This is a genomic window from Bacteroides caecigallinarum (assembly GCF_016902295.1).
In the GTDB taxonomy this organism is placed as follows: domain Bacteria; phylum Bacteroidota; class Bacteroidia; order Bacteroidales; family Bacteroidaceae; genus Phocaeicola; species Phocaeicola caecigallinarum_A.
Map to the genome: position 1 here is coordinate 43,482 of NZ_JACJLQ010000008.1, position 13,412 is coordinate 56,893.

The following is a 13,412-nucleotide window of genomic DNA, read 5'->3' on the forward strand; positions in this document are numbered from 1 at the left end:
ATTTTATTTTTTCTCGGCTATTCTAAGTTTCGCGCTTCTTGAGCGTGGATTTGTTTCTATTTCTTCGTTGTCCGGTACAATGACTTTGTTGTTTATAATCTTATACGGAGTCTTGATGTTCCCGAAAAAGTCTTGTTCCATTTTACCCTCTATATTACCTGTCTTCATGATGTTTTTCACCATTCTGTCTTCAAGAGAGTGGTAAGTGATGACTGACAGTCTTCCTCCCGGTTTCAGCATTTCGGTTGCGGCATACAGCATTTCTTTCAAAGCTTCCATTTCGTGGTTTACTTCAATTCTGAGTGCTTGAAATACTTTGGCCAGTTCTTTTTTCTCCCTGTCTTTGCCATAAAGTGGTTTCACTACTTCCAGAAAGTCCTCAATGGTATCAAAAGACTTTACATTTCTTCTTTTTACAATGACCGACGCTAATTTTCTGCTGTTTTTCAGTTCACCGTACAGATAAAAAATATCAGCCAGTTTATCTTCGTCGTAGTTGTTCAGGATATCGGCCGCATTCATTCCTGCTCTTTTGTTCATTCTCATGTCGAGTTTGCCGTCGAACCTGAATGAGAAACCTCTTTCAGAATCGTCAAAGTGGTGTGACGATACTCCGAGGTCGGCTAATATACCATCAACTTCCTCTATTCCGTAATATTTGAGGAAATTTTTCAGGTATCTGAAATTACTTCTTACAAAAGTAAATCTGTCGTCATGGACAATATTTCTTTCAGCGTCTTCGTCTTGGTCGAAGCTGTAAAGTCTGCAGCTCTTATCCATCCTTCGCAATATCTCTTTGGAATGTCCTCCGCCTCCGAAAGTAACGTCAACATAAACGCCCCCTTTTTTCAGGTCTAATCCGTTTATACTTTCTTCCAGAAGGACCGGAACATGATATGTCTGTTTAATATCGTCCATATATGTTGTTTTTTAATGCTTTATACCTTATATATCCAATTGAGGCGTAAAATTATAAATTTCCTTACAAAAGTTTGGTATCAAACTCTGAAAATCTTTCCAAAAGTTATCAACAGGTACGGTATGTGACTTAAAATTTGGACACAGTTGTTTTGCGGGACTGTTTATATGGCTGAATGATGGGCTGGCTGAATGCTGATAAGAACATCGGCAGGCTTTTTGGTGCTGACTGTAGTCGGCAATGCTGCCCACTGTAGTCGGCAATGCTGCCCACGATTGTCAGCAATGCTGCCCACTATAGTCGGCACCAAAAAATGTGGTATATCTGATGTCTATGAAGCCCATTCCTCGGTAAAAGAGATTATTTCAATCAGATGTAAAATATCTTCCAGAAAATATGCCATTCCATCTTTTTTGGCGTATTATTGTATAATTTTTAGTAGAAAATGTAACTTTTTGCAAAAGATACACTATTTTTGCGGTGTATAACTTCAAAAGAACAAGAATAAATATGTCAGACAATTCTGTTTTTCTGATTGATATTGATAAAGTCCTAAAGGAAAAGGCGGGTGATAAAGCTCGTCGTGTTCCGCGTTTTGTGGTTTCCTATCTCAAACGAATAGTTCATCAGGATGAGATAAATGCTTTCCTTACAAGTGTATCAGATAAAGTTGGTGTAGATTTTCTGGAAGCATGTATGGATTATTTGGATATTAAGTTGGAAGTAGAAGGACTTGAGAACCTTCCGGATGACAGATTATGTACATTCGTATCGAATCATCCTCTTGGAGGCCAGGACGGTATAGCTTTAGGCTATGTTCTGGGCAAGCATTACGACGGGAAAATAAAATATCTTGTAAACGACCTGCTGATGAATCTGCATGGTCTTGCTCCATTATGTATTCCTATAAATAAAACCGGTTCGCAGTCAAGAGATTTTCCACGTATGGTGGAGGCCGGATTTCATTCGGACCAACATATAATTATGTTCCCTGCCGGTTTATGCTCAAGAAGGCGTAATGGAGTGATAAGAGATTTGGAATGGAAAAAGACATTTATAACCAAGAGCATTGAAACTCAAAGGGATGTCATCCCTGTTCATTTCGAGGGCAGAAACTCTGATTTCTTTTATAACTTGGCCAATCTGTGTAAGTTTTTGGGAATAAAATTCAATATCGCCATGTTGTATCTTGCCGACGAGATGTATAAAAACAGACATAAGACATTCAAGATTACGATTGGCAAGCCTATACCTTGGCAGACTTTTGATAAGTCGCGTTCGCATGCGGCATGGGCGGCATACGTACGCGATATAGTTTACAAGCTATAGATAAGATAGAAAATAAACAAGAAGATATATGGAAGATATTATTGCTCCGATTGACAAGGAAATCTTAAAATCGGAATTGACTGAAGAAAAGCGATTAAGATTTACCAATAAGAGTAACAATGAGATTTATATTGTTACATGGAAGGACTCTCCAAATGTGCTTAAGGAAATTGGTCGTCTGCGCGAAATCGCATTCCGCGAAGCAGGCGGTGGTACAGGCAAGTCGCTTGACCTTGACGAATATGATTTGATGGAGAATCCATACAAGCAGCTTGTGGTATGGAATCCTGATGCTGAGGAAATATTGGGCGGATATCGCTATTTGTTTGGCGATGAAGTGGAATTTGACCAACATGGAAAACCTGTGCTTGCTACAGCTCACATGTTCGATTTTTCAGAGAAGTTCCTTAAAGAGTATATGCCATATACCGTGGAGCTTGGACGTTCGTTCGTTACTCTTGAATATCAGTCAAGCCGTGCTGGTTCTAAAGGACTGTTTGCCCTTGATAATTTGTGGGACGGACTTGGAGCCCTTACAGTAATCAATCCGAATATGAAATATTATTTCGGAAAGATGACAATGTATCCGAGCTATAACAGACTGGGACGTGACATGATTCTGTATTTCCTTAACAAGCATTTCAGCGATCCTGACGGACTTATTACTCCGGTTCAGCCACTTAAAATAGAAACAGACGTGGAAGTGCTTGAAAAACTTTTCTGCTGCGATACGTTTAAGGAAGACTATAAGATACTTAACACCGAGGTACGTAAACTTGGATATAATATTCCTCCTTTGGTTAATGCCTATATGAGCTTGTCGCCAACAATGCGCATGTTCGGTACTGCCATAAATTATGGTTTTGGCGATGTGGAGGAAACCGGAATACTTATTGCGGTAGATGAGATTCTTGAAGAAAAACGTGTGCGTCACATAGAATCTTACATAAAGGAACATCCTGAAGCTTTGAATCTTACTTCAGGCGCAAATCCTTTAATGAGATAACAATGAAAATTGGATAATATATTGATAGGGCGGAGAGTTTTTTTTGTCTTCGCCCTTTTTAATTGCCCGATTTTATTGATTATCAAAAAGTTGAATTTTGGGAAACAAAACTATATATTTGCATTACTAAATACAGATATACATGAATTGGCAGCAACTTATATCAAATAAACGTTTCGGATTGGAACATCTTCATGAATTGCGTAAGGACGACAGGACAGAGTTTCAGCGGGATTACGACAGACTTGTGTTCTCAGCTCCGTTCCGTCGTCTGCAGAATAAGACCCAGGTTTTTCCGTTGCCGGGCAGTATCTTCGTCCATAACAGGCTTACGCATAGTCTGGAAGTGTCGTGTGTAGGTCGTTCGTTAGGAAATGAAGTTTCTCAGGGTTTGCTCTGTAAACATCCTGAACTGGCAAATACACATCTAAGCGAGATAGGTTCAATAGTATCTGCGGCATGTCTTGCCCATGACCTTGGCAATCCACCTTTCGGACATTCGGGCGAGAAGGCTATCGGAACATATTTTTCCGAAGGTAAAGGCCAAGTGTTAAGAGATTTGCTTACTCCTGAGGAATGGAATGACATTATTCATTTCGAAGGGAATGCCAATGCATTCAGGTTGCTAACCCATCAATTCAAAGGACGTAGGAAGGGTGGTTTTGTGATGACATATTCCACTCTCGCCTCTATCGTGAAATATCCTTATTCATCTGTCCTGGCAGGCGGAAAACAGAAATTCGGTTTCTTCATTACCGAAGAGGAATATTTCCGGAAGATTGCCGATGAGCTTGGCATTGTCAGATTGAGCAAGGAAGGCGAACCGGTGAAATATGCCCGTTATCCGTTAGTGTATCTTGTAGAGGCTGCCGATGACATCTGCTATCAGATGATGGATATAGAAGATGCCCATAAGCTGAAAATTCTTACATCGGAGGAGACAAAACAGTTGTACAGAGGTTTCCTGAGTAAGGAACGCTTGGAACGTACGGACATGATATGCTCTATGGTAACAGATACTAACGAGCAGATAGCATATCTCCGCAGCACTGCCATCGGAATATTGGTCAAGGAATGTACACGTGTCTTTCTGGAAAACGAGGAAAGTATTCTGGCGGGAACTTTTAAAGGGCAGTTGATAAGCCATCTTGATGAGCATGTGCGGAAAGCATACGAGAATTGTTCGGATACAGCTTTCAAGCGTATATACTGTTCGAAAGATGTCGTAGATATTGAATTGGCAGGTTATCAGGTTATATCCACACTTATTGATTTGATGATAGAGGCTGTACGCTATCCCGAAAAGGCATATTCGCAACTCCTTATAAACAGAGTTTCCGCACAATATGACATTTCTGCGCCTACACTATATGGAAGAATTATAGCAGTCCTTGACTATATTTCAGGAATGACGGATGTATATGCACTTGATTTGTATAGAAAAATTAATGGTAACAGCCTGCCGGCCGTTTGATTTTGAGAAATAAAATATTTCTATTTACTTTGCACTATTATAAATACACTTGTCTATATGAAAATTAGAATAATCAATAAATCCAAACATCCGTTGCCGCAGTATGCGACATCACTTTCTGCAGGTCTTGACCTACGTGCGAATATTGATACTCCAATTACTCTTCAGCCCCTTCAGCGTTGTCTTGTTCCTACCGGGCTTTTCATGGCGCTCCCAGAGGGTTATGAGGCACAGGTGCGTCCTCGTAGCGGTTTGGCTATAAAGAAAGGTGTTACTGTATTGAACAGTCCCGGTACGATAGATGCCGATTATAGAGGTGAGATATGTATCATACTCGTTAATCTGTCGAACGAGCCTTTTGTAATAGAAGATGGTGAGCGTGTAGCACAAATGGTTATAGCGCGTCATGAACAGGCCGAATGGGATGAAACTGACACACTGGACGAGACTGAGCGTGGAACTGGAGGTTTCGGCCACAGCGGAAAGAAATGATTATAGAAAAACCAATGAAGTACATTTATTTATTAATTTTTATATTGCCTTTATTCTTTTCTTGCGGGACATTGAATCAAAAGAAACAGCGTGCGGACAAGGCCGTTTCGGAGCTGAAAGACCCTTTGACATATGAACAACGCCGTAAGTTTGATTATTATTTTCTGGAAGCTGTACGTATGAAGCAGAAAGGAGAATACGATGCGGCTTTCAAACTGTACGAACATTGCCTTGACATATACCCACAGTCGGCTGCAGTTCTGTACGAAATATCACAGTTCTATATGTTCTTAGGTCAGGAAGCTAAGGGAGAGGAGGCATTAAAACAGGCTTCACGTTCCGACGAGGGTAATTTTTGGTATAAACAGACTTTGGCATCTTATTATCAGTCAAAACAGAATTGGCTGAAGGCTATATCAGTGTATGAAGATATGGCACATATATTCCCGTCACGTCTTGAACCTCTGCTTTCGTTGGCCGATCTTTACGGTCGTACTAAAAGCTATGACAATCTTGTCGCTACGCTTGACCGTATTGAAGAACTTGACGGAAAATCCGAGCAGTTGAGTATGGAGAAATTCCGTGCATATCTCCAGCTTGACAATATGGAGAAGGCTTTCAGCGAGATACAGTCTTTAGTGGATGAATATCCGTACGATATGCGCTACAGAACAGTTCTTGGTGATGTATATCTGAGCAATGACCGTAACGATGAGGCGTTGAAAGTATATCAGGACATCCTGAAGGAAGAGCCTGATTATGCTCCTGCTATGGTATCATTGGCATCATATTATCAGAAAACAGGTCAGGACAGCCTGTATGCTGTGCAATTGGATTCCATATTGGTGAACGAAAATGTGGATACAAAGCTGAAACTTGATTTCATGCGTCAGCAGATTTTAAGATCGGAACAGACTGACAGGGACAGTACAAAGGTTATCCGTCTTTTCGAAACCATTCTTACAAAGAAACAGCCTAATGCAGATGTGCCGATGCTGTATGCACAGTATCTTATTACAAAAAAAATGGAGAAGGAGTCTGTTCCTGTACTTAATAAGGTTCTGGAACTGGATCCTGAAAACAAACCTGCAAGACTTCAGCTTTTGAGCTATGCCATCAACAAGAATGACCTTGACGAGGTTATACGTGTTGCTACTCCTGCCATAGTATATAATCCTGAAGCAATGGAGTTTTACTATTATTTAGGATTGGCTCATTATCAGAAGGACGAGACAGACAAGGCATTGGATGTTTTCAATAAGGGTGTACAGCAAATTAATGATAAGAGTGATAAGAATATTGCCTCAGATTTTTATTCCATACTTGGCGATTTGTATCACACAAAGGAAATGAAGGCTGAAGCTTATGCGGCATACGATTCATCGTTGGTGTATAATCCCAATAATATAAATACACTTAATAATTATGCTTATTACTTGTCTGTAGAGCGCACAAACCTTGACAAGGCTGAGGAAATGAGTTTCATTACTGTGAAGGCCGAACCTGAGAATGCGACCTATCTTGATACTTACGCATGGATTCTTTTTGAAAAAGGAAGATACACTGAAGCAAGAATTTACATTGAGCAGGCTATGAAGAACGGTGGTGATTCCAGTCAGGTGATAGTGGAGCATTGCGGCGATATATATTTCAAATTAGGAGACAAGGATAAGGCTCTTGAGTATTGGAAAAAGGCTGATGCGATGGGAAGTACACCGGAGGATGGCAGTACCCCGCGGTCGGAAGAAGAATTGAAGCGGCTGAAACGCAAAATAGAATTGGAAAAATATGTGGAATAGTGAATTACAACTAAATAACTTATATAAAATGAAACGCATTATATATTTATTACTTTGTCTGGTGTTGATGGCATCATGTTCCACATCAAGAAAATCGCTTCGTAATACTACAATTGGCGGCCTGTCCGGCGTGGAGTATATGGAGAAAGTAATAGAATGGACTCCTGCACGTGAAAATCTTACAGCACGAACACGCATAGAACTTAATACAGGTACTTCCTCAACAAAGAGTATCAATGCCAATATGCGTATTCGTCGTGGTGAAATAATACGTTTGAGTGTCGCTCCTTTATTAGGCATTGAAGTGGTGCGAATTGATATTACGCCTGATTATGTTTTGGCTGTGGACAGGATGAACAAGCGTTATGTAGAAGTAAGTTTCTCCGAATTAAGCAGTCTTATGAATACACGGATTGATTTCAATATTATCCAATCGTTGATATTGAATGAAATCTTTTTGCCTGGCAAACCAAGTTTGTCTCTGTCGGATGCAGATGAATTCAGTCTTACATCTGCTGATAGCAGAGCGCAACTTAAGGTGAAGTCATCAAAAAAGATAGACTATAGTTTTTTTACTTCGGCTACAGACGGACGTTTGGAAGAAACTGTTATATCGCTCAAGGGATTGCCATACTCTCTGCATTGCAGTTATTCAGATTTTACGATGCTGAACCGTGATGTATTTCCACAGAGAATTAATTTATATACTGAAGGAACAGGAAAAAAGTATTCGCTTGATATGAAACTTTCGCGAATTGGAACTGACTCAAATTGGGATACAAATACTGAACTGTCCTCAAAGTATAAAAAAATCTCACTTCCGGAACTATTGAAAATATTTGAGCAGCTTAAGTGATGAAATGTAAGTTGGTCATATAACTTCTTTAACGTCAAAACTTCTATAACTTCATAATTAACATGCCTCACAAATTCATCTCTTTCTTAATATCATTGCTGTTTGCATTGTCATTTCAGACAGTGTTTTCACAATCCACGCCTAAAATAAGACAGTTGGAGAAGGAACGTAATGAATTACACAAACGAATTAGTGAATCGGAGACATTGTTAAAATCAACAGGTAAGGATGTAAAAAGTCAGCTTGATAATCTTTCTCTGATAACCGGACAGATTTCTGAGAGGAAAAAGTATCTTTCTTCGGTACAGAAAGACATAAACAGTATTCAGCAGGAGATAAATCGTCTGGAGAGTGAACTCAAAACTCTTGGCGCTGAACTCAAACAGAAACAGGCGCGTTATGAAAAATCCTTGAAATATCTTCATCGTAACAGCTCTATTCAGGAGAAGCTTATGTTTATATTTGCGGCGGATAATCTTAGTCAGATGTACCGACGTTTGCGCTATGTGCGCCAGTATGCTGATTTTCAGCGTCTGAAAGGGGAGGAGATTAAAAATAAGCAGGCCGAAATAACAGAAAAGAAAAAAGTTACTGAAGAAACGTATAATGCCAAAGTGGAACTTTTGAGGCATCAGGAAGCTGAGAAGAAAAAGCTTGAAGAACAGGAGGCTGAAAGAAAGAAAATTCTGTCTTCAATACAAAACAAGCAGATTCAAATAAGAAAGGAACTTGAAATACAGCGAAAGGCTGCCAACAGACTAAATTCTGAAATAGACCGTCTGATAGCTATAGAGGTTGAGGCCGCACGTAAAAAAGCTGAGGAAGAACGTCGTCGCAGACAGGCTGCAGCAAAGAAAAAAGCGACAGAAGAACAGGATAAGCCGGTAAAGGAACAAATGGATGTATATCGTGTTGATGAGTCAGACAGTAAGCTTTCAGGCTCTTTTGAACGTAATAAAGGTAAACTTCCTGTACCAGTGACAGGCGCATACGTTATAATAGGGCATTATGGGCAGTATCAGGTTGAGGGCTTGAGGAATGTACGCCTTGACAATAAGGGAATTGATATAAAAACCAAGCAGGGGGCGATGGCCCGTACAATATTCGATGGTGAGGTTACTGCTGTGTTCCAGTATAATGGACTGGCAAATGTGCTTGTCAGACATGGAAGTTACATCTCTGTTTATTGTAATCTGGAATCTGTAATTGTAAAAAAAGGCAGCCAGTTGAAGACACGCGACGTTATCGGACAGATAAATACAGATGCCGACGGAAATACAGTTCTTCATTTTCAGCTTCGTAAGGAGACTGCGAAACTTAATCCTGAACAATGGATTGTTAGATGATATTTAAGCTTCCCTGCTGCGTCTATTGTACAGGCAGGGAAGTCTTGCTATGTATATTTATTTATATTCGTATAGTTTCACGTGCAAAATGCTGAAATCGTCAACTCCTATTCTTACGTGTCGTCCCTGATGATCCTGGTCGCCGTTCAGCCTGCGTAAATATTTCATATTGCCTTCATTGTCTATACTGACTTCATCTACCGAACCTATTCCGATACGTTTTTCTGAGTACCATTTTTCTTTATCTGTTGTGTCCCCTCCGGCAGCAATGAAACCATCCTCGCCAAGCTTCTTCTGTATAAATCCTTTCAATTCGTCAGGATATTTGAATTCTATAACAATACCGCTTCCGGCAACAATATATTCCAGCTTGTTCAATTTTATGATTAAGCCTCCGCCCTCAGGCCATACACTTCCGTCAGTGGCACGGGCGTCCCAGGGGAGAGTAAAGAAATGCTTGCACGAAAGAGTTATTCCGTCCCACTCAATATTCTTTTCCTTGTTCATCTGGTCGAATAATATGCCTTTCATCTGTTCCTTACCCTGATGTCTGGTAATCAGAGGCATAAGTTCGTCAAGTTTTGCATATGCTTTGGTTAGTTTGTAATTGCCGTCGTCGGGAGCATCCTCTATCGAGAAAGGACTGAAGCCAATGGCGTCATGCTGTCCGAATACATAGAATGCTCTCACTCCATCGTTAGGCTCAAGTCTTATTTCAGGGATAAAAAGCGGATTGTTATGGAGCTTATACTGCGCTACCCAGTCCACGAATCCATTGTCATACAAGTCAGGAGCAAGCATGTCTATGCTTGGTGCGGCGCATTTCCATATATCGATAAGGTGGGCAAGCGGTCCTGCAGAAGGATATTCGCCCGGCTTTCTGTTGCGGCTGTTCATCGCTGCATTGACATACATCGGCAGATTATATACCTCTCTACCTTTCTGTATCATCTTCTCTACGTAAGCTGCATATTGCCATGCCATGAAAATTTCATCAGTGAATATGTCTTTTCCGAAAACTTCTTCCCATGTACCTTCTGTTTTTCCACCGGCCTTCTGCCATTTTTCTTTCAGCCATGGGTGAAGTGTTTTATTGTTTTTTTTCAGATACATTATAAGTTCATCAGGAACAGCAGAATAGAACAAATCGTTTGCTATCTTTGAATGGTCTCTTGCGCTTTCAAGCATTCCAATCTCGTTCTCTACCTGAATCATGATTACTGTATTCTCTTTTTCATCAATACTTTTTATATGTTCTATAAACCTTACGAAAGCTTTAGAATCGGCATTGAAAACATTTTCCGAGAAAGGACTGGCTATTTCAAGCGGCTTTCCTGTTTCAGTGTAACAGCGTGGATATTTTTTGTAGTCGCTTTTGAACCACAAAGGAGCATAACAGCTCATTGAGTTTTTCCATGCGCCGAACCATAGGAAAACCACTTTCATGTCGTGTCTTCTGGCTTCAGTAATGGTTTTGTCGATAAGTGAGAAATCAAATTTTCCTTCTTCCGCTTCTATCAGATCCCAGTAGGCAGGTACAAGAGCTGTGTTTAATCCAATACGTTTGAGTTTCGGAAAGATGGTTTCAATGTCTTCTACTGATGAAACCGATGAGTTTCCGGTTTCACCTGCAAGTAGAAGCATTGGCTTATTATCTACAATCATTTGTGTAGCGCTTCCCTGTTTTATGAAATGCGGAATGTCTTGGGCATTAATTGTGGTAAGAGCAAGACATAGAGATAATGTTAATAAATGTTTTCTCATGTTTTTATTGTTCTTTTATGTTATAACAACGTTTTTTGCCAGTAAAATAGTGTAATCTACAACTCAAAAATACTTCTTTTTCATGTCATTTTATCCAAGTCGTTTATATCCTTTTATGTTATAAAGCATAGATGTAATGTGTGGTAAAGAATATGTAACATCATTACTGTATAACGTTACATAAACCTAAATATATGTAATATCAATATACATGAATCTTATAAATCTTAACTATCTTTAGATTGATTTATAATGTTGGCGTGCATTGGTCATTATGTGCGTCTGTTAATAATGATATATGGCGAAAGAATACTGGTAATTAATTAAATGAATGATATGAGAAAATCTTTATTGAAGAATCTTCCATTTTTGGTGGGAGGCGTAATTTTCGCCTGTGTCATGACATCATGTAGTAATGGTAATAAACAGGTTATGGAGGAAAAAGAGTATGTTTATGTGGGACAGGGTAACCCGTATCTTCCGTTGTGGGAACATGTTCCTGACGGTGAACCTAAAGTGTTTGAAGATCCTGACTGTGCGGGGAAATTCAGAGTGTATGTTTACGGGTCGCATGACGTTATTTTCAAAGAATATTGTGGCTTTGACGTAAGAGCATGGTCAGCTCCAGTTGAAGATTTATCACAATGGAGAGATGAAGGTCCTGTGTTTACTTACAATAATGGTGATGAATGGGACATTATGTATGCTCCTGATATTGTTGAGCTAAAGCATAGGGACGGGACAAAAGAATATTATCTATATCCAAACTGCCGTGGAAAGAATAGAGAGGGTATGGTAGTAAAAAGCAACCGACCGGATGGACCTTTTACTCCATTAAATGTCGCTTCAGATGGTAAAAGCCTTCTTGAGGGAAGTTTCATTGACTTCGATCCTGCCGCTATAGTGGAATATGTTAATGACGAATCAGATCCTGATTACGAAACCGGATTCAGAGCTTATGTGTATTGGGGCTTTCAGAAATCTCATGCAGCAAGGCTTGACCCTAATACAATGTGGTCAGTAATGCCAGGACATGATATTATAAATTATTTTATTCCAGCTGGAAACAGTTATGGTGATGTTAAGGATCCTGAAGGAACTGACTATAAATGTCTTTTTGATGGCGAGAAAGCTGGCGAATATAATTTCTTCGAGGCTTCATCTATAAGAAAGGTCGGCAATAAATATGTTTTTGTATATAGTGGATATTCAGGACCTGAATATGGTATTGCCAGTTCTAACTCTACTCTGAGATATGCTTATGGTGATACTCCATTAGGACCATGGAAGATTGGTGGAGTATTGGTGGATAATAGAGCCCCTGTTTTGAGCAGCGATGGAAAATCTATCATTACTTCCGGAGCTGGACATAATACTCATGGAAGTATTGAGATGATAAACGATCAGTGGTATGTATTCTATCACAGATGTCCGCGTGGCTTCGGCTTTGCCCGTCAGGCTATGGTTGCTCCTATAAAAGTGGAATACGATGAAACACCTGTATCCGAAGGAGGTAAAGTTACTATTACTGGTTATGATCCATATTTGAAAAATAATGTATTGACCGTTAAGGCTGCCAATGGCGACGAATATAAAGGCGCAGAAGTAACTTCTGAAGGATTCAGCATTTTCGGTCTTGATCCGTTTAAATATTATTCTGCCGGTTATGCCTGTTATTTCTCTGATAATAATTTATTGCAGGATTCATGGGATATATGGGATAACAATATGGTAGTAGGCGGAATGAAGAATGGTGATATCATAGGATTCAAGTATTTTGGCTTTGGAGGCTTGAATGCAGATATTAAAGGCTTGAAGGCTTTCAGAGGAGTACAAGAAGGTGATTCGACATGTGTTAATCTATTCGTTAAGCCTTTGTCTGACAAACCTTTCAAGATTAATATATGGCTTGACGGGCCATGGGACAACAGTGTATGGAAGGGTAAAAAAATTGCGGAAGCAGTTGTTGCTCCAGATTCAGAACAAGTAATTACCAGACTGAAACTTGATGTGGCTGAGTACGTTGAAAATCTGAGCGGTAAACATGCTGTTTATTGTGTAGCAGAAGGTGAGGGTGCAGAACCTTTATGCGACATTATAGGTATTGGTTTCAGCAATAAAATGACTGATATTGATTATCCTCATGTTCCTACTGTTTCTTTACAGATTAACGGTAATAATCTGGAATTACCTTCTCTGCCTGTTAGAGCAGATCATGGTAATGGATATACAGGCTATGATGTATATAATATAAATTATCAGCTGTCTGATACAGATGAATTGCCAAAGGTTACTGCTTTTTCAGACAATGCTCAGGTAAGGACCGATATAAAACAGGCTGAGAACAAGTCGGACGAGGCTGTAGTGACATTCGATTATCTTGGTTTGAAAAAGAAATATCTTATAAAGTTTAACTGAACAGAAAAT

At 39.7% G+C, this 13,412-nt stretch carries 10 protein-coding genes; 8 read left to right on the top strand and 2 right to left on the bottom strand.

Annotated features, from left to right (window positions below):
- Positions 1-3: 3 nt before the first annotated feature.
- On the bottom strand, positions 4-918 hold the full coding sequence (rsmH, locus tag H6A27_RS03970; protein ID WP_204401752.1) for a 16S rRNA (cytosine(1402)-N(4))-methyltransferase RsmH: 915 nt from the start codon (positions 916-918) through the stop codon (positions 4-6).
- Positions 919-1,429: 511 nt separating this feature from the next.
- Here rsmH and glsA point away from each other — a divergent pair.
- The 7 genes from glsA to H6A27_RS04005 all read left to right on the top strand — a co-directional run bounded on the left by glsA (position 1,430) and on the right by H6A27_RS04005 (position 9,221).
- Positions 1,430-2,248, top strand: a complete 819-nt coding sequence (glsA, locus tag H6A27_RS03975; protein ID WP_204507771.1) for a lyso-glycine lipid O-acyltransferase GlsA — start codon at positions 1,430-1,432, stop codon at positions 2,246-2,248.
- A 28-nt stretch (positions 2,249-2,276) separates the two neighbouring features.
- Entirely contained in the window at positions 2,277-3,254 is a 978-nt protein-coding gene (glsB, locus tag H6A27_RS03980; RefSeq protein ID WP_204401756.1) for a glycine N(alpha)-acyltransferase GlsB, read from the top strand.
- 142 nt (positions 3,255-3,396) lie between these two features.
- Positions 3,397-4,728: a deoxyguanosinetriphosphate triphosphohydrolase gene (locus tag H6A27_RS03985; protein WP_204507772.1), complete on the top strand. Its 1,332-nt coding sequence runs from the start codon at positions 3,397-3,399 to the stop codon at positions 4,726-4,728.
- 57 nt (positions 4,729-4,785) lie between these two features.
- Positions 4,786-5,220, top strand: a complete 435-nt coding sequence (dut, locus tag H6A27_RS03990; protein ID WP_204507773.1) for a dUTP diphosphatase — start codon at positions 4,786-4,788, stop codon at positions 5,218-5,220.
- A 14-nt stretch (positions 5,221-5,234) separates the two neighbouring features.
- On the top strand, positions 5,235-7,019 hold the full coding sequence (locus H6A27_RS03995; protein ID WP_204507774.1) for a tetratricopeptide repeat protein: 1,785 nt from the start codon (positions 5,235-5,237) through the stop codon (positions 7,017-7,019).
- A 28-nt stretch (positions 7,020-7,047) separates the two neighbouring features.
- Complete coding sequence (lolB1, locus tag H6A27_RS04000; RefSeq protein WP_204401764.1) at positions 7,048-7,875, top strand: lipoprotein insertase outer membrane protein LolB1; 828 nt, start codon at positions 7,048-7,050, stop codon at positions 7,873-7,875.
- 62 nt (positions 7,876-7,937) lie between these two features.
- A complete protein-coding gene (locus H6A27_RS04005; RefSeq protein ID WP_204401766.1) occupies positions 7,938-9,221 on the top strand; it encodes a murein hydrolase activator EnvC family protein in 1,284 nt (427 codons plus the stop codon).
- A 57-nt stretch (positions 9,222-9,278) separates the two neighbouring features.
- Here the strand turns inward: H6A27_RS04005 and H6A27_RS04010 are convergent, their stop codons facing one another.
- On the bottom strand, positions 9,279-10,985 hold the full coding sequence (locus H6A27_RS04010; RefSeq protein WP_204507775.1) for a GH35 family beta-galactosidase: 1,707 nt from the start codon (positions 10,983-10,985) through the stop codon (positions 9,279-9,281).
- A gap of 336 nt (positions 10,986-11,321) precedes the next feature.
- Between H6A27_RS04010 and H6A27_RS04015 the strand changes: the two genes are divergently transcribed.
- Entirely contained in the window at positions 11,322-13,403 is a 2,082-nt protein-coding gene (locus H6A27_RS04015) for a hypothetical protein (protein ID WP_420867842.1), read from the top strand.
- Positions 13,404-13,412 lie beyond the last annotated feature (9 nt).

What these genes read in the sequence shown, in the direction of transcription:
- glsB (WP_204401756.1), top strand. Translation starts at nt 2,277, where the DNA reads ATGGAAGATATTATTGCTCCGATTGACAAGGAAATCTTAAAATCGGAA.
- lolB1 (WP_204401764.1), top strand. Translation starts at nt 7,048, where the DNA reads ATGAAACGCATTATATATTTATTACTTTGTCTGGTGTTGATGGCATCA.
- rsmH (WP_204401752.1), bottom strand. Translation starts at nt 918, where the DNA reads ATGGACGATATTAAACAGACATATCATGTTCCGGTCCTTCTGGAAGAA.
- H6A27_RS04015 (WP_420867842.1), top strand. Translation starts at nt 11,322, where the DNA reads ATGAGAAAATCTTTATTGAAGAATCTTCCATTTTTGGTGGGAGGCGTA.
- H6A27_RS04010 (WP_204507775.1), bottom strand. Translation starts at nt 10,985, where the DNA reads ATGAGAAAACATTTATTAACATTATCTCTATGTCTTGCTCTTACCACA.
- glsA (WP_204507771.1), top strand. Translation starts at nt 1,430, where the DNA reads ATGTCAGACAATTCTGTTTTTCTGATTGATATTGATAAAGTCCTAAAG.
- H6A27_RS03985 (WP_204507772.1), top strand. Translation starts at nt 3,397, where the DNA reads ATGAATTGGCAGCAACTTATATCAAATAAACGTTTCGGATTGGAACAT.
- dut (WP_204507773.1), top strand. Translation starts at nt 4,786, where the DNA reads ATGAAAATTAGAATAATCAATAAATCCAAACATCCGTTGCCGCAGTAT.
- H6A27_RS03995 (WP_204507774.1), top strand. Translation starts at nt 5,235, where the DNA reads ATGAAGTACATTTATTTATTAATTTTTATATTGCCTTTATTCTTTTCT.
- H6A27_RS04005 (WP_204401766.1), top strand. Translation starts at nt 7,938, where the DNA reads ATGCCTCACAAATTCATCTCTTTCTTAATATCATTGCTGTTTGCATTG.